A 23,093-nucleotide genomic window follows, 5' to 3' on the forward strand; every position below is an offset into this window, starting at 1 on the left:
AGCCTATTGTTTATAATGTTTTAGATGGAAAGACAAATGAGCAAACGTTTATTCAATTTCTCTGCCGGTCCGGGTGCTTTGCCGGAGAGTGTGATGTTGGAAGTGAAAGAAGAATTGCCCGTTTTGGGTAATACTGGTGCTTCGGTGATGGAAATTAGCCACCGCTCAGCAGCTTACAAGGCCATTAACGCCTCGGCAACAGAGCGGATGAAGCGGCTTTTGGGCATTGGCGAAGAATGGCATGTCATGTTCCTGCAAGGTGGAGCCTCCATGCAGTTTTTGCAGGTTCCGATGAACTTTCTGCGTGCGGAGGAGACCGCCGGATACTTGGTGACGGGTGCTTGGGCCAAAAAAGCGATGAAGGAGGCAAAGAGCATTGGGAACGTGCATGTTTATGCCTCCAGCGATGACCAAAACTTTAATTATATTCCCGCACAAGCAGAATGGTCGCATCATGAAGAAGCACGGTATGTGCATTATACCTCCAATAACACCATTTTTGGCACGGAATTTCACTTTACGCCCCATGTTAAGGGGCTTCCATTGGTGTGTGATGCCTCTTCGAATTTCCTGAGCCGTCCCATAGACATGGCTTCCCATGCGCTAATCTATGCAGGGGCACAAAAAAACATTGGGCCAGCAGGGGCTACGGCGGTTTTGATACGCGAAGATTTGCTTCAGACCAAAAATTCCGGCGTTCCGACGATGTTGGATTATGGGACGCACGTAGCAGATCTCTATAATACCCCGCCTGTTTTTGCGGTGTATATTATTGAAAAAGTGCTAAAGTGGCTGGAAGAAAAAGGTGGATTGGCGGCAATGGAACAAGAAAATATTGCCAAAGCAGACCAATTGTATGCGGCATTGGATGCCACCGATTTTTACCGCCCAACGGCACGCCCAGATAGCCGTAGCCGGATGAATGTAACATTCCGCTTGGCCGATGAAGGTTTGGAGGCCAAATTTGTATCGGAAGCCAAAGCCAATGGGATGACGGATCTTAAAGGACATCGTTCGGTTGGTGGTATTCGTGCCAGTATCTACAATGCTTGTCCACCCGAAGCGGTTACGGCCTTGGTGGACTTTATGCGCGAATTTGAACGCACCAACGGCTAAAACCCGCAGAAATTTGCTTATTCAACGCCCTTACTATTAAAGTGAGGGCGTTTTTTTTGGTGATAGGTGGATTTTAAATTACCTCAAAGAGTACGACATTTCCGTACAAGAAAAGCGGACAAAAATGGGGTGGTTTTACGTAGCTGAATCATTATCCTATTTGCTACTTAGCATCCAAACCAATCAACTGGAGGGTCTATGCGGAGAGAAATGGCTTGGTTCGGGCTTTTGATGCTCCTCTTTTTTATGCAAGATGTTTTTGCTCAGAATAAAGTGGACTTTAGTCAGTTATTGTATGCATATTTAGGATATTATCCTAAATATGAGACCGTATATGAGGTTGGATTAGGGTATATCCCAAAGTTATCTGCTGAAGTACCGATAGACTCTTTGCACGGTTTCAAAATGGAGGCATCTCTTACGCTTGGTGCAACTGCGAAATTCCGTGGATTTGAGGAAATAAACGGAAACGCGGGTATTAGTCCCTATCGCCTTTGGATCCGCTATGCCACACCCCAAGCCGAAGCTCGGATCGGACTACAAAGCATTGAGTTTGGTTCTGCACAGTTTTTGCGCCCGCTTCAATGGTTCGACCAGAAAGATCCGAACGACCCATTACGGATGAGTCGAGGGGTTTATGCGCTCTTAGGTCGTTATTATTTTCCGAATAATGCGAATGTATGGGGTTGGGGGCTTTACGGCAATAAACAACTGGGTTTACAATATGTTGTGCCTGTTAGTCCGAAGCATCTCGGATTGGGAGGGCGCTTCCAGTTGCCCATCCCGAAAGGAGAGGCCGCCATCTCATTTAATCGTTCAACGCTGCATCAAGAAGTCGTCATGCAAAACAAGCCCATTGTGCATGAAAATCGGTTTGGATTCGATGCCAAAGCGGATTTGAAGATAGGCGTATGGGTGGAAATGTCTTTTTCGACGCTATCGGAAGCCTTAAATAAAGTTCGTTATCGTCGGTTATTAACATTTGGGGTCGATTATACAGTGGGTTTAGGAAATGGCCTGTCACTCCAAACCGAACACTTGATCAGTTCTTTCGGGGATACTCGTTTAGAATGGGGGAATCTGGATGTATTGAGTGTATTGTCTTTACAATATCCCCTCACGCTTTCGGATATGATTGGTATCATGGTTTATCGCCAGTGGAAGTCTGAAAAAAGTTTTGTAGTTGCACAATATCGTCACGATTTTCGGAAATGGACTGTTTTTGCAGTAGGATTTTTGGGAGCCTCGCAACAGGCCAACTTACCGGAGAGTGAAATTGAGGCTACGATGTTCACGCCCGGGATTCGGTTTTTGCTCATGTATCATCGTTAAGGTTATGAAAAATACAAAAGAAATCATACGACTTTCTGACGTAACGAAACGTTTTCCGGTGGGAGATACAGAATTTACCGCCCTAAAGAACATAGACCTTTCATTTTCTGAGGGTGAATTTGCTGGATTTGTAGGGCCAAGCGGTTCTGGGAAAAGCACCTTACTCAATATAATTGGCTCGTTAGATGTACCAAGTACAGGACAATCTTTGGTATTGGGACAGGACATTGCCAAACTTAGTCACAAGGCTTCTGCCGAACTTAGGAACTGCCACCTTGGATTTATCTTTCAGGTATATAACCTTTTACCTGTTTATACGGTATATGAAAACGTAGAATTTGCCTTGTTACTCCAAAATGTATCCGCATCGGAGCGAAAAAAAGCCGTTATGGAGGCTTTGGAGTGGGTGGGGCTGGCTACCTTGGCACATAAAAAACCCGATAAATTATCGGGAGGTGAAGGACAACGGGTGGCTATTGCGCGCGCAATGGTGAAGCGTCCCGCGATTCTGCTGGCAGACGAACCGACCGCAAACTTGGACGCAACAAATGCGCACCTGATTCTTCAGACCATGAAACGCTTGAACGAAGAATTAAATACTACATTCCTTTTCTCTACACACGACGAAAAGGTGATGGGGTATTTAGATCGAATTATCCATCTAAGAGATGGTAAGGTCGAGTTAGACGAAGTGTTTAAAAAATAATGATTTACGACCTATGAAGCTCGCTTTTCTATTAGCCTATAAGAACCTAATTGGAGCCGGAGTGCGCACATGGCTAAATGTGGGCGTGCTTACATTCGCGTTTTGGGTGATCCTTTTTTATAATGGCCTGCTGGATGGTTGGAACCAACAGGCGCGCCGAGCAACGATTGCATGGGAATATGGTGAGGGGCAAATTTGGTATAAAGGGTACGATCCGCTAGATCCGTTTAGTATTCAGGATGCACATGGGGTGTGGCCCAACGCAACAAAAGATGCCGTTCCTGTACTGATTCGATCTGCGGCTTTATATCCACAAAACAGAATGATTCAGGTTTCTTTAGTAGGTATTTCTCGAAATCAAACAAAGTTGGCTTTGCCTACCAAAACGTTTTCTGATGATTCATCGAGTGATGTACCTGCGATAATTGGAAAGCGTATGGCCGAGAGTGCCAAACTAAAAAAGGGAGACCAAGTATTGTTGCGCTGGCGTGACCAAAATGGGACTTTTGATGCCGCCAATATCACAATCGCTGAGGTCTTTAAAACCGATGTACCAACTGTTGATCAGGGTAAAATCTGGATTCCGATTGAGCGGTTGTGGGAGATGACTGGGTTGCAAAACCATGCAAGTTATTATGTGTTCGGGGATAAAAATGTGCAAAACTTAGATCAGCATTGGGTGTTAATGCCGCAAGAGAAACTTCTTTCCGACTTAGACGCAATCATTGCCTCGAAAAAAACGGGATCGGCCATCATGTATCTATTGTTATTGGCCATTGCATTATTGGCCATTTTTGATACCCAAGTCTTGTCTGTTTTTCGGAGGCAACGAGAAATTGGTACCTACATTGCGCTGGGGATGACGCGTTGGCAAGTGGTGGGGATCTTCACCGTAGAAGGAAGCATGTATAGCTTTTTTGCGATGCTCGTAGGGGTAGTGCTTGGTGCGCCGTTTTTGGGCTATGTGGCGCAGAAGGGTATTGCGTTTCCTGCCTCTTCTCAAGATTTTGGCATCGCTATGGCCGAACGGGTGTTTCCTGTTTTTGGTTTTCAATTAGTTGTATTTACGATTGCATTGGTTGTGATTTCTGCTACTATCGTGAGCTTTTTCCCTGCTCGACGTATTGCTCGTATGAATCCAGTTGATGCCCTAAAAGGAAAAATTGTGTGATTACATTTCTTCTCAAAGGCATGTTGCGCGATAAAAACCGGAGCTTGCTTCCTGTGTTAATTGTTACAATTGGGGTAGCATTAACGGTTCTCCTGAGTGGCTATTTACGCGGCGTTATGGATGATGTAAGCGACGTAAATGCCCGTTTCGAGACCGGACATGTGAAAATAATGACCCGTGCTTTTGCCGAAAATAAAGCCCAATTACCTTTGGACTTGGCTTTGTTGGGTGTAGATAGTTTGCATAAGTCTTTGAAAAAACAATTCCCTAACATGAGCTGGGTAAGTAGAACCCGTTTTGGAGGCATATTAGATGTCCCTGATACGTTCGGGAATTCTCGTGGCCAAGGGCCTGTGTTTGGGATTGCCTTAGATTTTCTATCGAAAGGGACGTTAGAGCCAGAAAGGATGAATATCCCGAAATCAATTGTTCGAGGAAGATTGCCACAAACGCTTGGAGAGATGTTGGTGGGTGAGGATTTTGCACACAAACTCAAGATCAAAATAGGAGATCAAGTGACGCATTTTGGAAGCACCATGAATGGTAGTATGTCTTTCAAAAACTTTGTGGTGACCGGCACAGTACGGTTTGGGATGGCGGCAATGGACAAGGGAACGGTTCTGATGGACATTCAGGATGCGCAGGCAATGTTGGATATGATAGACGGTACTGGAGAATTACTCGGATATAGTAATAAGAATATCTATGATGATGCCTCGATGCAAGAAGTAGTTCACACTTTTAACAACCGCCAATCTTTATCGGATGAATTTGCTCCTGTTATGCTCACCCTAAAACAACAAAATAACTTGGGTGAGTTGATAGATTACTCCACCCAAATGTCGGGTGCTTATGTGTTTATTTTTGTGTTGGCAATGGCTGTTGTTTTGTGGAATACAGGCCTCTTAGGCGGTCTCCGCCGCTACAAGGAGTTTGGTATTCGGTTAGCATTAGGCGAAGGCAAAAGCCACATGTACCGTACACTCATTTTGGAATCGGTCGCTGTTGGTTTTGTTGGCTCGGTATTGGGGATGCTCGTAGGGCTTTCGGGTGTTTATTATTTACAAACATATGGCTTGGATATTAGTGATATGATGGAAAACTCGGCGATGTTAATTCCTTCCATTATTCGAGCAAAAATTACGCCCGATTTGTTTATAATTGGATTTGTTCCGGGTCTATTGGCCACTACATTAGGTGCGATGCTGTCAGGAATTGGCATCTTTAAACGTCAGACAGCATCTCTATTCAAAGAATTAGAAGTGTAATTGGAGGTGATATGAAAACATTTTTTTGGTTAATCTTTTTATTTACTCCGGTAGTATTGCTGCCCCCCAAGATAATTGACCCAGTAGCCATTTTACAAAAAGTGGATGCAAACCTAACTTCCCGCACCCGTATTATGGAGAGTAGTATGGTGATTTATGGACGGCGAGCAAATCGAACCATCACCTCGAAGGTGTATGCAGAAGGTAACGATAAAGCCTATACAGAGTATTTGTCCCCAGAACGGGAAAAAGGCACTAAAATGCTTAAATTAGGCCAGATGCTATGGATTTATTCTCCTGAAACAGATAGAACCATTCAGCTTTCAGGGCACTTATTGCGACAATCTGTGATGGGATCGGATTTGTCATACGAAGACATGATGGAAGACCGAAAACTTACAGACGTTTATAACGCGAAGCAACTGGGAAAGGAACAAATGGGGAACAGGTCTTGTGTTGTTTTGGAATTAAATGCAAAAGTTAATGACGTAAATTATGTAAAACAAAAAATCTGGATTGACGAAGAAAGATTTGTGCCATTAAAACAGGAGCTTTATGCTAAAAGTGGGCAATTATTAAAAATTGTTTCTATGACTGATGTGAAAAAAGTTGGGGTACGTTGGTTCCCACATAAAATGAATTACAAAGATGCCCTAAAAAACGGGCAAGGTACCGATTTTATTATCCTAAAAATTCAATTTGATGCCCCTATTCCGACAGGGATTTTCTCGAAGGCTGTCTTAAAGCGATGAGATGTTCGCAGGAGGAACTATAGCTACGCTTAAGGACAATACACCGCTAAAAATCGGCGGATAATGGTGGATGCGATGGGGGTATCCTCGAAAGAATCTAAGATAGCAGCCAAGTGATGGGCCACTTCTGGATAATGTTGTTGGTAACGGATCACGCGGTCTGCGATCGTTGCGCGGTCTAATTCGCTATGAAACTGAGTGCCATAAATCGGCAACCCTTTTATCCGAAAAGCCTGAAACGGCGCGGTTTCATTGGTGGCCAATTCAATGGCATCAGGTGGTAGCACGGAAACGCGGTCGTGATGCCCGGCATTTACCCGTAATCTTTGGGGCATTCCACTGAAGACCGGATCATTTTGTCCTTCTTCGTTCAGAAAAACGTCTTTTGCCCCCATTTCGGACCGAAGCGGGTCGTGGATGACTGTTCCGCCGAGGGCACGCGCCAAAAATTGATGCCCCCAACAAGACCCAAAAATGGGTATGTTATCCATCATACAACGATGGATGAAGGCGATAAACTCCGGAACCCAAAGATAATCCGCATAGGCGGAATAGCCGCTTGAACCACCGATAATTACAGCGTCCAACCCGGTAACAAAACAAGGCAAGGCATGTCCGGCGGCGAGATTGGCTACCAGAAGACTGTCGAATGGTTGGCCGCAACACGTTGCAAAAGACCGTTGTTCCTCTTGTTGGGTCAACTCATCTTCCCGTACCTGAACCAGTAAAATTTTTCTTATTCGTCCAATTGCCATAGATCGGCAAAGTTTTGTTTGAGTGTTTTATACAAAAGGTGCAAGGGTAATCCCATTACATTATAATAATCGCCTTCGATGCGTTCAATAAACAGGGCCCCCCAATCATCCTGAATGCCATATGCACCTGCTTTATCCATTGGCGAGCCTGAAGCCACATACCGCCGGATTTCGGCATCAGACATTGGATAAAAGAATACTTCAGATTGTTCAACTGCGGTCACTATACGGTTAGAGGTGCCCTGTGCGAGGCAAATTCCCGTATAGACCGTATTGCTTCGGCCAGACAATGCTTTTAGCATCCAAAAGGCCTCCTCTGGGTCTTTGGGTTTTCCTAAGATGGCCTCGTCTAGCACCACAATCGTGTCTGCGGCCAAGATAAGGCTTGTCGTAAATCGGCTTAGAAGGTCTTCCACTTTCTGACGCGCCAATGAAGTGACTACTTCCGGAGGGGGTAGGTTTTCTGGCACGATTTCTGTGATATCGCTAGGCTGAGCCCTAAAATCCCAGCCTAACATGTTCAACAACTGTTTTCTACGTGGCGATTGTGACGCCAAAAGCAGGGGTACTTGGAACCGTATCATGTTTTTGGGGCCAAAATAAGGGTAATAAAAGTCTTTCGGTATTGTATAATGGTCTCTTTTGAAGAGGTGTTGATAAAAAATGTTTGTCGGGAAGGTCTGTTTGGGCTATTTTAATAAACTAACCCACCGTTACATCGGACGGATTGTTGTTACGTGCGCCGATACAATCGGCTAATTCGCCTACCTTATGCCTGTAATTACGCTTTGTAACCATAAAGGCGGAACTGGAAAGACTACAACCACCATCAATCTGGCCTCTGCCTTCGGGTTGTTGGGGTATAAGACATTGGTCGTAGACCTGGATCCGCAGAGTTTTCTTTCTGAGATGTTGCGGTTGCCCGCCGTGAAAGAAGAACATACCACGGTGGCATTTTTTGGGCTTCATGAATCCCTTGCAGATATACCAGTGGTACAGAGTCGTCATTTTGATGTAATTCCTTCTACGCCCAGTCTCACGAAACTCTTACGGCATTTGACAAAGCCCACCGATGTGTTTTGGATGAAAGAAAATATTGAGAATGGGCATGGGTACGATTTCGTCCTGATAGATACCGCAGCATCCCTTTCTGCATTGACCTTTAATGCCTTGGTGGCCACCGACTTGGTGATCATCCCTGTTGTCCCAGAATTTCAGTCGGTGGTAGGCGCAGAACAAACGTGGCAAACCTGTTTGATGGTACGTAAATCATTAAATCCGACACTTACGGAACCTCGTTTCTTGTTAACAAAGGTGGACGCACGGAGAAGAATGCACCAACGTTTTCAGCAGTATTTGCGTGGGCAATATCCCAAAAATGTCTTGCAGCAAATGATCCGGACGGATACCTTGTTGACAGAACGTGGGAAGGAAGGGGCTTCTGTATTTGACATAGACCATCAGGCCCGTGGTGCGTTGGATTATGCAAATATGGCCGAAGAAATTCTTCATCAATTTGGCATTATGCCTTCGTAAACCTTTTAGTCATCTAAGTCTCTATTGTGCTGACCACCAGTAAAAAAACTCCGTAGCGTTTATTTTGGGTGATAATCCTTATTTGATATGAAGATCATCTCGGTTTGTAACCATAAAGGTGGTTCCGGCAAAACCACATGCTCCATTCATTTGGCCGCTTCCTTATCGCTTGCTGGCCACAAAACGTTGGCCATAGATTTAGATCCGCAGGGGTTTATGTCCCGAATGGTGGGTATTTCTGAGCCGAACGAAAAACAATCTGCCCTGACCCTCTTTGGTCACCAAGCCGATTGGCAAACGCAGTATGTTGCTCACTTGACCGAGTTTGATTTTATTCCTTCTACAACAGCCCTTACCACTGCGCTTAAAAAACTGACCAAGCCAACAGATGTGCTTTGGCTAAAAGAAATTTTGTCGGTAAATACCGATTACGAGTATATCGTTTTAGATACTTCTTCGTCTGTAACCGTTTACACTTTAAATGCGCTTGTGGCCTCACATCATGTGGTAATCCCCGTTATTCCGGAGTACCTACCCGTGATCGGTGCGGAACAAACCTACCAAACCTGCACGCTCGTAAAGTCTAAACTTAATCCGGAACTTGCCAACCCATATTTTTTATTGACACAAGTGGATGGACGGAAAAATATTCACGAGCGGTATAAGCAATACTTACGCTCAACGTATCAAAATCAGGTCTTGAACGGGTTTATTCGCACCAATGCAGCACTTTCGGAGGAAACACTTCAGGGAAAAACCCTTTTTAGTGCAGAACCGAATTCTAAAGGGGCAATAGATTTTGCGAATGTGACCGACGAGTTATTGGGCCGCATGAACTCTACCGAGTCGCCAGCCCCAGTCATTGAACAAACCTTGGATGGTACTTGGAAGCGTTTGGTGGAACTTTAATTATACCGCTTTGTCAGAATTTTTTAGCCTGCAAACGTTTTTTTGCGGGCTTTTTTGTTTGTACTTTGCTCGCTTGTTTTTCTGTTACACATCAATAGCTCCTTTATCATGACACAATCCGTATTTAAAATTGTAGTTGCCTCTCTTCTATGGGCGTTTTTAGTGGTGTTGGGAGTACACGGCTTGGGTGCTTTACCGGCGATGGGGGCTTTGCTGGATCCGGTGGATGGAGTATATCGTTTGGCCCGCAAGGCGAATAACTTAGATGTAGATGTGCGAGGAGCCAAAGGATTGAAGGGCCAAGTCACCATCGAACGGGATGATCGGGGGGTGCCATACATTTTTGCCTCACAAGACATAGACGCCGCTTGGGCCGTGGGTTTTCTTACGGCAAAAGACCGTCTGTTTCAGATGGATTTTTTACCTCGTGTGGCCGCAGGCCGGCTTTCTGAAGTGTTGGGGGAAGCGTTCTTGAATAGGGATCGGTTTTTACGTTCCACAGGCATGTACTGGGGCGCCGAACAAAACCTGTCTTGGCTCAAAACGCATTATCCGGAAAGTATCCGACAAATGGAAGCATTTTGCTATGGAGTGAACCATTATCTGGATCAACAGCCATCGGGCGACCTGCCTCTGGAGTTTCGGTTATTGGGTTATAAACCAGAGCGTTGTACCCCACTTCGGACGTTGTTGGTTTTACAATATATGAACTTTGATTTGTCTTGGAGATCGGATGAATTGGGGTATGCCTTTCTTCGGCAGCAACTGGGAGAGGAGGCCTTTAACCGCCTTTTTCCGCAACTTTCCACGATATTTAGCCCAATAAGTCCTGAAGCAGATGGCAACATTGCACCTGTTGCACCTCCTATACCTGCTTTCCAAGCAAGTTCACTTGTTGGGGTGGAGCAACTGCAAAAAGAGGTAGCAGCACTATTACCGGATTTTGGCCATCCCGAAACTGGATCTAACAATTTTGCCGTTGATGGCTCCCGAAGTACAACCGGAAAACCTATTTTGGCCGGTGACCCCCATCTTTCGTTGACATTACCGGCCATTTGGTATGAGATTCACGTCAAAACCCCCCGCATTCATTCACATGGCGTGGCGGTTCCCGGTACGCCGTTGCCTATTATCGGGTTTAATGACCACATCGCATGGACCCCTACCAATACCGATATTGATCAGATTGACTTTTATAAACTTACCCTTTCTCCGGATGGAAAAAAGTACCAATACCTGAATGAGTGGCGCCCCATTGTGGAAAAACAAACCGTCATTCAGGTTAAAGGTGGATCCACATATACCCAAACCTTACGATATACCCATTGGGGCCCTATTGTCTATAACCAAGATTATCCGTCGGATGCCATTGCAGTACAATGGACGGCTCATAAGCCTTCCCGAACTTCCATCGCAGTCTGGGAGGTGAACAAAGCACGTAACATAGAAGAGTTTGAACAAGCCATGCAGCATTTTGATACCCCAATGCAAAATTGGCTTTATGCAGATCGGGTCGGCAATATCGGTATTCGTTCTACAGGACACATGCCCATCCGTAAAGTCGCTTATGCAGGCGGACTTTTAGACGGTTCTTCGGATGCTGGCGACTGGATCGGCCGTGTCCCTTATGCAGACTTGCCCAGTGGACGAAATCCGGAACGTGGCTGGCTTATGTCTGCCAACCAACAACCCGCACCCAGTGGTTATGCCTATTATCAACGCATTACGTGGCGGGATGCATATCGTTCACTCCGGATTGACACACTTCTCTCTGGTAAAGCCAAGCATAGCGTAAAAGACATCCAAATGTATCAGTCGGATGTAAAAAGCCTTCAGCATCAATATTTACTTCCTTTCCTTACACAGACGTATGATGGTACAGCCGAACAATTGCGAAGGAAAATATTGGCTTGGGATGGAATCACAAGAACCAATCAGGCTGAACCCCTTATTTTAGATTTGGTCATCAGTAGCCTGAAAAAATTAACTTGGGATGAATTCGACGTGCTGGAAACAAGGTTTAAACAAGCCAGCGCCAATCCGGAAACCAAAAAATCTAAAGAAGAATTGCTGAAACGTCCAGAATTAACGCCTCTTTTCGATATGATGCGTAATAATTCTTCGTCAGACTGGTTCGACCGCAAATCCACCCCACAGCGCGAAGACGGTACGACCATTTTAAGGATGGCTTTTGAAGCAGCTGCCGATTCATTAAGTACAAATTACAACCAATCCCTCGACCAAATACCGCTTTGGGGCGAAGAGCACCAAGTGATGATCCCCCACATCCTCTCTACCCTGAAGCCTTTGGGGCGTGGCCCCTATCCGTTCCCTGGTTTTGAGCATACGGTTTCTCCAGCACGAGGACGGCTGGTTAAAAATTCTGCCAGTTGGCGTATGGTGGTGGATTTTTCAGGAAAGGTCCCTGTTGGATATGGGGTTTTTCCGGGTGGATCGAATGGTAATCCTTTTAGCCATGATTATGATGGCCAAATACCTAAATACCTCCGTTTTTCGTATTATATCCTGCATCGTCCATCGGTACCTGGAGCCCTCAAGAACACCCGGAGCCGTATAACCATTCGTCCATAGTAGCCTCTATTGTCCCTATTTGTAGAAATTTCCCTACCTTCTGAAACCCTTGGCCGGCGAAGGCGGTTGGAGCGGTTTGTCAGTAATGATTTCGCTCCATGCTTACAGATTCTTTTGGTCGGTTTCATTCGTACCTTCGTATCTCCCTGACCGAGCGGTGTAATCTCCGGTGTGTATATTGTATGCCTCCAGAAGGGGTTGACTTGTCCCCCAAATCACACCTTCTAACTTTCGAGGAAATAGAACGCTTGGCCCGTCTTTTTGTACGGCATGGGGTGCGTAAAATTAGGTTAACAGGAGGCGAACCATTGGTAAGAAAAGAGGTGACAACTCTGATACGTGCCATTGGGGATATTCACGATTTGGAAACCTTGGCCATCACCACAAATGGGATTTTGCTAAAGCGGTTTTTACCTGAATTGAAAGAAATTGGGGTGAATCAATTAAATGTTTCCTTGGACACCTTAAGCCGAGAAAAATATCAAAAAATCACCCTTAGAGATGACTTTGAGCGCACCATACAGGGAATTAACGCTGCTCTATCCGCTGGATTTTCTACGGTTAAAGTAAATTGCGTGGTGATGAAAGGCATTAATGAGGACGAATTGACGGATTTTGTGTCTTGGACCGAATACCTGCCAATAGAAGTTCGTTTTATCGAATTTATGCCCTTTTCCGGAAATCATTGGAAAACCGAAGGTTTTGTTTCGTTCCACGAACAATTTGAGCGAATCACAAAAAAATTTGCTTTGGAGAAAGTAACGGGTGCAGAAAACGAAACTGCTGTTAATTACCGTGTACCGGGATTTATTGGACAAGTAGGGTTTATTCCTTCGATGACAAATGCTTTTTGTGGATCTTGTAACCGACTTCGGATAACTGCAGACGGGAATCTGAAGGTTTGCCTTTTTGGGGCATATGAAGTTTGTTTACGGGATTTGATGCGTGACGGTGCTTCGGATGAAGCATTAGAACAAGCCATTGCTATGGCTGTGCAGCGCAAAAAACCAGCACATGCGGGCATGCTCAATCTAGTGGACTTAGAAAATAGGCCCATGATCTTAATTGGGGGGTAATGTGATATATGTTATGTGCAAATTGGGCTTTTAATTTGCACATAACGAACGAAATAAAGCAAAACAGCCCAAAATAAATCTGTTGAGGTGCTTATTTTTCGAGAATATTAACAAAATAGTTAGTACTTATGAAGACCGAAAAGAAGAAATTAAATACTTCTGTAGTGTAGTAATGTACGAAATTGCTAAAATTTAAAAAAATAACTTTGAAACGAAGATTTACAAAACAAGGAAAACACATAATAAATTCTGAGCATAACGAGCACTCTCGCGCATTTAAAATCATAAAATGTCAAGACCATTACTGATTACATTGCCGAAATTGAATAGCTCCACATTGAAGCGACAAGTTGCAAAAGGGTCATTAAAAAAATCCGCGAATAAAACACACGCTAAAACCTAAATGAACTATTTTAAGGTGTTGTGCCTTCGGGGAGTGGGGCGCGTACCACAAGGGCTTGCTTTTTCTGAAATCGTTGCATTAACCAGTTCTTAAGGCGTTGTTCGGCTTCAGACCCTAAAGGTGCGGAAGCATAATAAACCATCACAGGTACAACAACAAGGCTTCTACTGCTATCGGGGAGTGTGTGGTTGGCAATGGAAAGGGCCTCGATTTCAGGAAAAAGTGTTTTAAGTTCCGCTAAAAGGGTTGCAGAGTCGTATGTCCCATCTTGCAGATAATGCCGCCATTCATTTAATGAGTTTTTTTGAGTAAAAGTATTTCCACGGTTATTCAATTCTTGCGTAATTAAGTTTTTAAGGTTCGTCGTATCTTGTCGAATGACTAAATCCGTATTGCCCAATTGGTATTTAGATAGTTTATTCTTGTATTGATCTATTTCTAAGTCGGAGAATCGTTTGTTCAAAAACGCAAGGTCAATTTTTTGACGAGAGGACTGGGTATCAACACTTTTATAAATAATCGTATATCCTTTAGAATAGAATTCTTCTTGGATAAAGCGTTCAATACGTAGTTGAATATTGCGTTCATTCCAAAGATTAAAAGCCAGATAAATACTGGGTATTACCAAAATAAGAATAATAAAAGTTATACTATAACGTATTCTTTGCCTGCTTTGTTCATCTAATTGTTCTTTTGCTGGGTATTTTAAATATTTAACAATAATGAGGGTGGAAATACAAATAAAAACACAATTGATGAGATATAAATAAAATGCTCCAGCAAAAAAAGATAAATTGCCAGTTGCAAGCCCAAATCCTGCGGTACATAAAGGAGGCATTAACGCCGTAGCAATAGCAACGCCTGGAATTGGATTTCCTTTTTCAACCCTTGTAATCGCAATAACCCCTACAAGGCCCCCAAAGAAGGCAATGAGGACATCGTAGATATTTGGAGACGTGCGTGCCAATAATTCAGACTGAACTTCTTTAAAAGGGCTAAAGTAAAAATATAGGGTAGCTGTTATTAAACTCGCAAAAGTTGAAACAAATAAATTTTTTAGTGAACGCCTTAATAATACAAGATCTTGGGTGCCAAGCCCAAATCCTGCCCCAACAATTGGCCCCATGAGTGGTGAAATTAACATAGCTCCAATAATAACAGCGGTTGAATTTACATTTAATCCAATAGAAGCGATGATAATGGCACCAATTAGGATCCAGAAATTTGAGCCTCTAAATGAAATATTAGCTTTAACATTTTCAAGGACAAGGTCTTTTGATTCTTCGCCTTCGTGTAAATCAATAAATTTCAGAAACGGAAGCATATATTTTTTGGTTAAATGAATTTTAAATAAGTTAAAGATAAAATCTTTGGACGCACAAGTTTAAAGATAAAATGTTTTTGGGTACTTCATTCGGATTCACCTCAATTTGGCAAAGGGTGCTTTTGCAAAGCAAAAACTTTATTTGTATCTTGCAAAGGTTATTAATAGCATATGGAGAGGTGCTGGAGTGGTTGAACAGGTCGGTCTCGAAAACCGATGTACTCGCAAGGGTACCGGGGGTTCGAATCCCTCCCTCTCCGCAAAACAACCCGCATAACTGCGGGTTGTTTTTTGGCATTTTTTTTGTATGTTGTCAAATTTAAAGTCGTTTCATTAAATGATAGAACAATGCAGGAATTAGATAAGGCCGTCGCCACCCAACTTCAAAACATTCAGACCAAAACAGGCAAGTCGCTCCCTGAATTAGAAGCGTACATGTTGGCTTCGGGTTTGACCAAACATGGAGAGTTGCGGGATTATTTTATCAAAGAAATGGGGTTGGGGCATGGGGACGCCAATACGTTGGTGCATATCTTACGTAAGACGGACGGGGCTTCCATGGCCGCTGGGTTAGGCGAGGAAGAAGTCTTGCAAAGTATTTATGCAGGTACTAAAGCAGATCTACGACCAATCCACGACCGATTGATGGCGGCTTTAGCGGATTTTGGCACCTTTGAGGTGGCCCCTAAAAAGGGGTATCTGAGCCTACGTCGTAAAAAACAGTTTGCCATGATTGGGCCGGGAAGTAAAACCCGTGTGGACGTGGGAATTAATATGAAAGGTGTAAATGGAACTGAGAGGTTGGTAGCCCTGCCTCCCGGCAAGATGTGTTCGTATAATGTGAAAGTGACCTCCGCCGAAGAAGTGGACGAGGAGTTAATTGACTGGCTGCGCGAAGCATTTGAACAGGCTGGATAAACTTTAGGGCCTGCTTTTGCTGTTCTCTGTTTACGAAGATAGACCCCTTTCCATTTTGGAAAAGGGCTTATCTTCGTAAAGAAGCGCAATATTACAAGATGGAACGGAACGTGGAAGGCCGCCCGCCCATAGCAAATGAAGGCAACGGGGCATTGGGTAGTTCCGGAACATCCGGCATTTCGTCGGTTCCTACATATTTGCGGTAGGCATTTACAAGGTCCATCCCAATCGCTTGTGCCGAACGCCCTTCGATAAAACGGCGTTCAATCAGGAAAATGGGTTCTCCATTCTTAAAAAGAAACATGGAAGGCGACGAGGGCGGTACACCATGCAAATACGAGCGGAGTTGGGCGGTTGCCTCCAAGTCTTGTCCGGCAAAAACGGTATAAATCCGGTCAGGCTGCACCTCTGATTGAGACGCTAAGGCAACTGCGGGCCGCGCATTTGCAGCAGCACACCCACAAACAGAGTTTACGATAAAGAGGGTGGTCCCTTCTTGCGCAGCATTCATTGCGTCATCAACCGCATCAGCGGTTTTGAGTTCTGTTACACCGAGGCGGGTGAGTTCTTCCCGCATGGGAGCGAGCAAATATTCGGGGTAAGGCATAAAGGTTCTGTGTCTAAACAGGGTATAGGTGTCTGGAAAAAAAGATTATAGCCGAGACAATTCTTTGGAAAGACCTTTTCCAATATTGGCCCACTCCGCGTCGTCTTCGTCGTGTAGGGGAACATATTTTCGTGCGGTTTCATCCGCTAAGTGGCGTGCCTGACGGGCTGCCAATTCGCGTTGTTTGCGCACTTCGTTGCCAATGGTACGCCGAATTTCTTCGCCTGAACGCGGGGCTAAAAGCATTCCGAGGCCAATTCCACCAATGAAGGCAGAAAGAACCATCAAGGCCGTTCCGGTTGAACTTCTATCGTCACGCATAGTCATATAAATTAAAGGTGGAGTATTGGATAAAGGCCACGATAAAAGCAGGCCGCTCTTAATTATTAATATAGTCTTTCGACCTTTTTGTTCCCTTGGTTTTTAGACAGGTATTGCGTCTGGCACATGGCGTTGAGCAGGATCACCATGTTTTTTAAGGTATTGCAACCAAACCAGCACACCGCCAGCAGTCATTAGAATGAACAAGATTAAGATGGCAATATTAATCATCAGTGTTCGCATCTGGACTCGTGCGATGTCATCCATAATCACTTCTTCGCCGGTACCGGGTAGGACATGGACGGGCATTTCGTTTAAGGTTCTTTTGCCAAGTGTATATACCCAAGCCGCCGGGATGGTCATTTTTTTTACCAAAACCCCGCCATCTTTTAGGGGAACCTCCAATTCAACCAATCCATGTGATTGGGCCACCATATCCTTGACTTCTAAGTTTCGTACCTTGGCCATCGTAGAAAAGCCGCTGTTAAGCGTATTCTGCATACTTATGGCAATGTAGGATTGATGGACCAATAGGGCGAAGAGTGCGCCTGGAATCAGCCAAAAATATTTAGTAAACTTCGTCATAAAAAAAACGTTCGGATGAAAAAGTCCAAACGCTTTTGAAAAATTACGGTTCTGCCTTCATACGCTTCTCATTGAATACGTTTAACCGAGCCAGATCCATCCACATCTTTCGCGATTTGGGGATTTCCTCGGTATGAGACCGTTCCTGATCCTCCCAAGTCAATATCCAAATACCGTTTTGCCCAAATTTCTATTTGCCCAGAGCCGGAAAGATTGGCGCGGCCATCGGTAATCTGGAGGTTGCGGGCCATAATGGTACCCGATCCAGAAAGGTGGAGGTCGCCGGAATCCACATTACCGCTTCCAAACTGAACTTGTCCGGAACCGGAAAGTTGAAGTTGTAGGTCGCGAACGGCGATTTTCTCGATTAGCACGTCTGACGATCCGGAAAGATTCACATCCAATCGGGGGTTACGGATGAGACCTTTTACTTCAACATCTCCGGAGCCACTCATGTCTAATTTTTCCAAGAGCGGGAGTTTAATGCGAATTTTAAGTGGATCCTTTTTTGAATTCCAATTAAAATACTGTTGTTTATTGCGTATGTATAAAGTTTTATTAGAGACTTCAGTTGTGATTTTAGCGGTAGTTGCAGGATTTCCTTCCACTTCCACGCTAAAACGATCACTCAAGTAGATATAGACATCACCCGCTGTTTCAAAAGAAATGGCTTTGAAGTCTGTGTGGTTTCGTTTGTCGGTTACCCAAGTTCCGTTTTGCGCTGAAACGAAATTTGCAGACAACAGGAGGGTAAATGTTAAGCTACTTAAGAACATTCGCAGATTCATATAGGTTGGGTTTTAGAATGAATGGTAATTTGCCAACTAACGGTTGGGAATCTAAATTGGTTACATTTATCCCAAAAAAAGAAATGGCTTCCACTCATCCTCTAATTGTCCCACAAAATCGCGGATAAACATTACATGACTTGGTCGAAAGGGCTTGTTATGCAAAAGGAGTCCTGCTTCTTCGGGTGTCCGGTTGCCTTTTCGGTTGTTGCAGGGCATACATGCGGTTACTAAATTTTCCCATACATCTTGCCCACCTCTTGAACGAGGAAGTACATGGTCTATGGTGAGCCGATGGGTTGCGCCACAATATTGACACCGAAAACCGTCTCTCCGAAGCACATTTTTGCGTGATAAGATGACATTTCGGTACGGTACCGAAACATATCTCCGTAAGCGAATAATACTGGGGTAGGGGAAAGCAAAGGCCGAGGCACGAATTTGTCGCTTTGGTTTTTCTGTGACCAATTCTGCTTTTTCTAACAAAACAAGGGTAACTGCCCGTTGAACACTGCTCACCCCGATGGGGCGATAATCCTGATTCAGGATCAACACATGTCCGTTCATGCAAGCCCTCCTTATTTGTGGTATGTTTTGCAAGAACAGAATAATACGGCAAAAAATACAAAACCGCATCATCAAGATTGCTTTACCATTTTATCACATCCTAAGGAGGGTTATTTCATGGATTTTCGGACATTATGGCCTGTCAAAACGTGTACCTTATGGCATACAGGTTATCGGGAATAGGTGAAAAGCCAAACCCAAAGCCGGTATCGTCTTTATTATATTAAGCCCTCCATCTTGTCAAAAATTTATGATCGAAGTTCTGTCGCTATCAAAACGGTATGGAAGCGATCTGGCTGTGCAAGACCTTTCCTTCACGATCCCTAAAGGCCAAGTTCTGGGTTTTTTGGGGCCTAATGGAGCGGGTAAAACCACAACCATGAAAATGCTTACGTGTTTTTTACCGCCTACGTCCGGAGATGCCCAAATCAACGGGTTAAGCATTCTGGAACACGGGTTGCAAATTCGGCAGCAAATTGGATATTTGCCAGAGCAAAACCCGCTGTATGAAGACATGAATGTGTTTGATTACCTCCACTATACAGCCCGGATGCGTGGCGTCGAAAAAACAGCGGTACGGAGTTGTGTCATTGAGTATGCCGGAAGATGTGGGCTAAAAGAGGTGCTTCATAAACAAATTGGAACCCTTTCCAAAGGGTTTAAACAGCGGGTTGGATTGGCGCAAGCGCTCCTGCACGATCCAGCTATACTTGTTTTGGACGAGCCGACATCGGGCCTCGACCCTAATCAGAAAGGGGAAATCTTAGACCTGATCCGGCATCTGGGTGATGAAAAAACCGTGATCCTTTCTACACATATTCTTTCGGAAGTAGAGGCAATTTGTGAACGTGCTCTAATTATTTCCGGTGGCAAATTAGTGGCAGATGGCAGTATGGCCGAATTAAAAACGGCATTTTCGGGCGGTCAGCGTATTCGTCTGGGCATTTTGAATGGTATTACAGAAAAGGTACTGCCCGCATTCGGTGCTGTCGGAGGGTTGACAGTCCAAGAGACCGCTTGGCAAGGGAACACCCTTTTGTTGACACTCACGTATGAGTCGGATGCCGAAATACGCCCGGAACTCTTTCGGTTGGCGGTAGATCAGGAATGGATATTGACGGAGTTATATCGGGAAAAGGTCAACTTAGAAGACGTTTTCCGGCAAGTCACCACCCTTTAATCATTAATTTGAATGGCTATGTTGCACAAGATTTCCCAAAGCTGGCTCATTACCCGTCGTGAACTAAAAGCCTACTTCGACGGACTAACAGGCTATGTGGTATTGGGCTTTTTTTTACTGATAACTGGTTGGTTTTTTGGTAATGGTTTGTTTTTAAACAATATAGCGTCTGTTCAACAAGTATTTGACATGACTCCACTCTTGTTTATGTTTTTTGTGCCAGCCCTGACAATGGGGGCTTTTGCCGAAGAACGTCGGAGTGGTACCTTAGAATTGCTTCTGACGATGCCCATTCGCGATTCGCAGGTGATTCTGGCCAAGTTGTTAACGGCGACGGTCTTGTGTCTAATTGCCATTTCCCTAACGCTTTTGTATGTTCTAATTGTTTCTGCACTGGGTAACATGGACGCTGGCGCAACCACTGCGGGCTATATTGGCATGGCACTTTATGGCCTGTTATGCTCGGCAATCGGTATCTATGCGTCCAGCCTTACGCGTAACCAAATTGTAGCGTATTTATTGGGCTTTGTAATCCTTCTTGCCTTGTTCTTATTAGATAAATCTGCACCATTATTACCTGCTTGGTTGGGAACTATTGTAGAATATCTGGGAGCAGATTATCATTATAACAACCTTTTACGTGGGGTTTTAGATACCCGCGACCTCTTATATTACATCTCTCTTATTTTGTTTTTTGGTCTATTGACTGCCCATAATATTGGAAAAAGAGACGCATAAAATTGGTTGTCCTATGTTGAAAATAATACAAAGCCTTACTTCTAAAATCTCCTTGGTATTGGCAGGTGCTATTTTGGTGGTGATAAACCTGATTGGTGTAAATTGGTTTGGACGTCTGGATTTAACAGACGATCAAGTTTTTACCCTCGCGCCTTCATCTATATCGCTGGTTCAAAAACTCAAAGACCCTGTAACCGTCAAGGTGTATTTTACCGATAACTTGCCCGCGCCATATAGCGCCAATCGGCGGTTATTACGGGATAAATTGAATGAATACAGGGCCTATGGTGGACAAAAATTCCAATACCAGTTCCATAGTCCTGATGACGAAAAAGACAAAAAAGCCGCCAATGAAGCAGGTGTTCTACCCATACAGGTACAGGTAATGGAGAACGACGCACTCCAAATCAAGAATGCGTACATGGGCCTGACCATTTCTTATGGGGGAAAAAAGGAAGTCTTACCCGTAATTCAGGACTTATCTAATCTGGAGTACGACCTTTCTACGGCTATCCGCAAATTGTCTTCCGAAAACCTACCGAAGATTGGTTTTCTAACCGGACACGGGGAGCCCAACCCGGATGAAGTGATGCGTTTTTGGAAACAAGGGCTGGATAAGAGCTATACCACCCTTCAAGTTCAGGTTGATTCTACGGGGCAACTATCTGAAAAGCCGGATGTTTTGATGGTCATTGCACCCACGTCACCATTGCCTGCATCGGCCATTAATGCGCTCGACGACTTCATCATGCAGGGGGGGAAAGCAGGTTTCTTCTTGAACCGCATCAATGCCAGTATTCAAACAGGCGTGGCGGATCCTTTTGAATCCGGATTAGAAACCCTCTTCGAGAAATATGGTATCGGACTCCAGCCTAATTTGGTGCAGGATCGTCAGAGTGCTCCTATTTCTGCGCAAAATGGACCGTTTACCATGCAGATTCCTTATACATTTTTGCCTATCGTTACCAAATTTAATGCCCATCCTGTAACTGAAGGCGTACGAGAAATGTTGTTACCTTTTGTTAGCACGATTGATTTGGGCAAAAAGGGGAAAGGTATTCAGGCGACGCCCCTACTGTTCTCTTCTGCAAACAGCTCGGTTCAGAAAACGGTGTTTAATATTCAACCAGATCCGAACGCAACCCCCAATCCTGTACTAACCGGAGGGCCTTATGTACTGGCTGCTGCCTATGAAGGCCGTTTTCCGAGCGCAATTATATCTGGAAAAACCAGTAAGCCTACGCGTATTTTGGCTGTTGGAGATGGAGATTTTATGAATGAAGGAGTTGTGGGACAGCCACCCGATGGCAGCCTGATTTTTGCCATGAATACCATAGATTGGCTTTTACAGGATCAAACATTGGCATCCATCCGAAGTAAACAACTCGCTCCGCGTCCATTAGACCAAGTAAGTGATGGGACGAAGGGTGCGATTAAGTGGTTTGCGATTTTGTTTCCGTCGTTGTTGGTGGCAGGTTTGGGTTTTTTCCGCTGGCGAATGCGAAAAAATATTCGATATACTTAGGTTTTTATCCAAACAGGGTGATGAGCAGGAAAATATTCAGATGATGCCCATTAGTCTGGCTTTGAAAATAGCGGCTTGATATACCGCATGGATTACTTTTCCCTCCATTGCCCACTCGAAAAGAATATCGGGCGCAATGGCATGAATGTGTAAGGATTCGGTTGCTTCGGTTTGTGGCTCAGATACTTTCTTTGCCTTCCGTGCTACAAATAGATGGCCTTGGTTGGTTTGTTTCACCGGTTCCGGAAAACAGGTCATGAGCGGTTGCCACGCCTCTGCAACATACCCCGTTTCTTCGAGTAGTTCTCGTTGGGCGGCTTCGAATGGGGTTTCGCCCGCATCCACCATCCCAGCAGGGAATTCGATACTGCTTAAAGCTGCACCATGCCGATACTGGGTTACGGTGAGAATATGACCCTCCTCTGTAATACACAAGACGCCACTCCAATCCGCATATTCCATCACCATATAATCCAAAATTTCTGCCCCGTTTGGTAACCGAACATGGTCTTGCCGGAGGTTGCCATGTTTAGACTCGTACCAATATTTCCGTTTAAGCAGCGTCCATACGCCTGCCAAGGCCGTAAAGTGTTCCATAAGGCTTAATCTCTTCTGAACCGCATCCGGTTATGGTCTCGAATATAGCCAATGATCTCTTGCTCTAAGGTAATGGCCTGCCAGCCATGTATATCTGAGCGGTCTTGTATTTCGAAGCACGACGCCTCGTTTTCGGGCCAATATGACAAAAGTGCTTCTTGTTTCGATCGGGCGCGAACAAGCCCACGAAAGGGCGTAGGCTGCATTAGGTTTAATTCAAATTGAGGCATGTAATATTCTGTTATTTGTTTAAATTGCCAAACAATGACCAAATAAAATTTTGTAGTCCGTTATATTGTCCAACCTAAAGCGGTATTTCTCCGAATT

The 23,093-nt window shown here is 44.5% G+C and carries 24 protein-coding genes and 1 tRNA gene; 15 read left to right on the forward strand and 10 right to left on the reverse strand.

All coding sequences use genetic code 11. The annotated features are described in order from the left end of the window. Positions 1 to 24: 24 nt before the first annotated feature. From serC to JNN12_06535, 6 genes are all read left to right on the forward strand, one after another. Positions 25 to 1,116, forward strand: coding sequence for a 3-phosphoserine/phosphohydroxythreonine transaminase (gene serC / locus JNN12_06510; protein ID MBL7977975.1), 1,092 nt, complete (start codon positions 25 to 27; stop codon positions 1,114 to 1,116). Between the two features lie 198 nt (positions 1,117 to 1,314). Further along, positions 1,315 to 2,448 (forward strand): hypothetical protein, encoded by a 1,134-nt coding sequence (locus tag JNN12_06515; GenBank protein ID MBL7977976.1) that lies wholly within the window; start codon positions 1,315 to 1,317, stop codon positions 2,446 to 2,448. 4 nt (positions 2,449 to 2,452) lie between these two features. Continuing rightward, on the forward strand, positions 2,453 to 3,154 hold the full coding sequence (locus tag JNN12_06520) for an ABC transporter ATP-binding protein (GenBank protein ID MBL7977977.1): 702 nt from the start codon (positions 2,453 to 2,455) through the stop codon (positions 3,152 to 3,154). Positions 3,155 to 3,167: 13 nt separating this feature from the next. After that, positions 3,168 to 4,325 carry an ABC transporter permease gene (locus JNN12_06525; protein ID MBL7977978.1) on the forward strand — a complete coding sequence of 386 codons (1,158 nt, stop codon included), beginning with the start codon at positions 3,168 to 3,170 and terminating at the stop codon, positions 4,323 to 4,325. After that, positions 4,322 to 5,593 (forward strand): FtsX-like permease family protein, encoded by a 1,272-nt coding sequence (locus JNN12_06530; protein ID MBL7977979.1) that lies wholly within the window; start codon positions 4,322 to 4,324, stop codon positions 5,591 to 5,593. Before JNN12_06525 ends, JNN12_06530 begins: the two co-directional genes overlap by 4 nt. 11 nt (positions 5,594 to 5,604) lie before the next feature. Further along, positions 5,605 to 6,345: an outer membrane lipoprotein-sorting protein gene (locus JNN12_06535; protein ID MBL7977980.1), complete on the forward strand. Its 741-nt coding sequence runs from the start codon at positions 5,605 to 5,607 to the stop codon at positions 6,343 to 6,345. Positions 6,346 to 6,374: 29 nt separating this feature from the next. Here JNN12_06535 and JNN12_06540 read toward each other — a convergent pair whose 3' ends face one another. Together JNN12_06540 and maf are read right to left on the reverse strand one after the other, a co-directional pair. Then, a complete protein-coding gene (locus JNN12_06540) occupies positions 6,375 to 7,100 on the reverse strand; it encodes a type 1 glutamine amidotransferase (GenBank protein MBL7977981.1) in 726 nt (241 codons plus the stop codon). After that, the gene (gene maf, locus JNN12_06545; protein ID MBL7977982.1) at positions 7,082 to 7,681 is read right to left on the reverse strand and encodes a septum formation protein Maf; all 600 of its coding nucleotides are present in this window, start codon (positions 7,679 to 7,681) and stop codon (positions 7,082 to 7,084) included. Before maf ends, JNN12_06540 begins: the two co-directional genes overlap by 19 nt. A 190-nt stretch (positions 7,682 to 7,871) precedes the next feature. Between maf and JNN12_06550 the strand changes: the two genes are divergently transcribed. The 4 genes from JNN12_06550 (at position 7,872) to moaA (ending at position 13,213) form a co-directional block, all read left to right on the forward strand. Then, positions 7,872 to 8,636, forward strand: coding sequence for a ParA family protein (locus JNN12_06550; GenBank protein ID MBL7977983.1), 765 nt, complete (start codon positions 7,872 to 7,874; stop codon positions 8,634 to 8,636). Positions 8,637 to 8,723: 87 nt separating this feature from the next. Beyond that, positions 8,724 to 9,545: a ParA family protein gene (locus JNN12_06555; protein MBL7977984.1), complete on the forward strand. Its 822-nt coding sequence runs from the start codon at positions 8,724 to 8,726 to the stop codon at positions 9,543 to 9,545. Positions 9,546 to 9,653: 108 nt separating this feature from the next. Further along, positions 9,654 to 12,137 (forward strand): penicillin acylase family protein, encoded by a 2,484-nt coding sequence (locus JNN12_06560; GenBank protein ID MBL7977985.1) that lies wholly within the window; start codon positions 9,654 to 9,656, stop codon positions 12,135 to 12,137. A gap of 98 nt (positions 12,138 to 12,235) precedes the next feature. Continuing rightward, entirely contained in the window at positions 12,236 to 13,213 is a 978-nt protein-coding gene (moaA, locus tag JNN12_06565) for a GTP 3',8-cyclase MoaA (protein MBL7977986.1), read from the forward strand. 413 nt (positions 13,214 to 13,626) lie between these two features. Here moaA and JNN12_06570 read toward each other — a convergent pair whose 3' ends face one another. Beyond that, the gene (locus JNN12_06570) at positions 13,627 to 14,940 is read right to left on the reverse strand and encodes a TIGR00341 family protein (GenBank protein MBL7977987.1); all 1,314 of its coding nucleotides are present in this window, start codon (positions 14,938 to 14,940) and stop codon (positions 13,627 to 13,629) included. 173 nt (positions 14,941 to 15,113) lie between these two features. Between JNN12_06570 and JNN12_06575 the strand changes: the two genes are divergently transcribed. Together JNN12_06575 and JNN12_06580 are read left to right on the forward strand one after the other, a co-directional pair. Then, positions 15,114 to 15,200 (forward strand) — tRNA-Ser (locus tag JNN12_06575). A gap of 88 nt (positions 15,201 to 15,288) precedes the next feature. Continuing rightward, positions 15,289 to 15,858 carry a DUF4287 domain-containing protein gene (locus JNN12_06580; GenBank protein MBL7977988.1) on the forward strand — a complete coding sequence of 190 codons (570 nt, stop codon included), beginning with the start codon at positions 15,289 to 15,291 and terminating at the stop codon, positions 15,856 to 15,858. Positions 15,859 to 15,949: 91 nt separating this feature from the next. Here JNN12_06580 and JNN12_06585 read toward each other — a convergent pair whose 3' ends face one another. The 5 genes from JNN12_06585 to JNN12_06605 all read right to left on the reverse strand — a co-directional run bounded on the left by JNN12_06585 (position 15,950) and on the right by JNN12_06605 (position 18,726). Next, complete coding sequence (locus JNN12_06585; GenBank protein ID MBL7977989.1) at positions 15,950 to 16,465, reverse strand: BrxA/BrxB family bacilliredoxin; 516 nt, start codon at positions 16,463 to 16,465, stop codon at positions 15,950 to 15,952. A gap of 45 nt (positions 16,466 to 16,510) precedes the next feature. Further along, the gene (locus JNN12_06590) at positions 16,511 to 16,786 is read right to left on the reverse strand and encodes a YtxH domain-containing protein (GenBank protein MBL7977990.1); all 276 of its coding nucleotides are present in this window, start codon (positions 16,784 to 16,786) and stop codon (positions 16,511 to 16,513) included. Positions 16,787 to 16,888: 102 nt separating this feature from the next. Further along, positions 16,889 to 17,371 (reverse strand): hypothetical protein, encoded by a 483-nt coding sequence (locus JNN12_06595; GenBank protein MBL7977991.1) that lies wholly within the window; start codon positions 17,369 to 17,371, stop codon positions 16,889 to 16,891. A gap of 68 nt (positions 17,372 to 17,439) precedes the next feature. Beyond that, positions 17,440 to 18,159 (reverse strand): DUF2807 domain-containing protein, encoded by a 720-nt coding sequence (locus JNN12_06600; GenBank protein MBL7977992.1) that lies wholly within the window; start codon positions 18,157 to 18,159, stop codon positions 17,440 to 17,442. A 66-nt stretch (positions 18,160 to 18,225) separates the two neighbouring features. Further along, positions 18,226 to 18,726 carry an HNH endonuclease gene (locus JNN12_06605; GenBank protein ID MBL7977993.1) on the reverse strand — a complete coding sequence of 167 codons (501 nt, stop codon included), beginning with the start codon at positions 18,724 to 18,726 and terminating at the stop codon, positions 18,226 to 18,228. A 250-nt stretch (positions 18,727 to 18,976) separates the two neighbouring features. Between JNN12_06605 and JNN12_06610 the strand changes: the two genes are divergently transcribed. The 3 genes from JNN12_06610 to JNN12_06620 are packed head-to-tail and all read left to right on the forward strand — an operon-like array spanning position 18,977 to position 22,169. Beyond that, entirely contained in the window at positions 18,977 to 19,906 is a 930-nt protein-coding gene (locus JNN12_06610; protein MBL7977994.1) for an ATP-binding cassette domain-containing protein, read from the forward strand. A 30-nt stretch (positions 19,907 to 19,936) separates the two neighbouring features. After that, positions 19,937 to 20,644: an ABC transporter permease subunit gene (locus JNN12_06615; protein MBL7977995.1), complete on the forward strand. Its 708-nt coding sequence runs from the start codon at positions 19,937 to 19,939 to the stop codon at positions 20,642 to 20,644. Between the two features lie 13 nt (positions 20,645 to 20,657). Next, positions 20,658 to 22,169 (forward strand): Gldg family protein, encoded by a 1,512-nt coding sequence (locus JNN12_06620; GenBank protein MBL7977996.1) that lies wholly within the window; start codon positions 20,658 to 20,660, stop codon positions 22,167 to 22,169. A gap of 36 nt (positions 22,170 to 22,205) precedes the next feature. On the opposite strand, the gene JNN12_06625 is transcribed toward JNN12_06620, so the two are convergent. Together JNN12_06625 and JNN12_06630 are read right to left on the reverse strand one after the other, a co-directional pair. Next, positions 22,206 to 22,766, reverse strand: a complete 561-nt coding sequence (locus tag JNN12_06625; GenBank protein MBL7977997.1) for an NUDIX hydrolase — start codon at positions 22,764 to 22,766, stop codon at positions 22,206 to 22,208. A gap of 5 nt (positions 22,767 to 22,771) precedes the next feature. Continuing rightward, positions 22,772 to 22,996 carry a hypothetical protein gene (locus JNN12_06630; GenBank protein ID MBL7977998.1) on the reverse strand — a complete coding sequence of 75 codons (225 nt, stop codon included), beginning with the start codon at positions 22,994 to 22,996 and terminating at the stop codon, positions 22,772 to 22,774. Between the last annotated feature and the right edge of the window lie 97 nt (positions 22,997 to 23,093).

Source organism: Bacteroidetes Order II. bacterium, assembly GCA_016788705.1.
GTDB lineage: Bacteria > Bacteroidota > Rhodothermia > Rhodothermales > UBA2364 > UBA2364.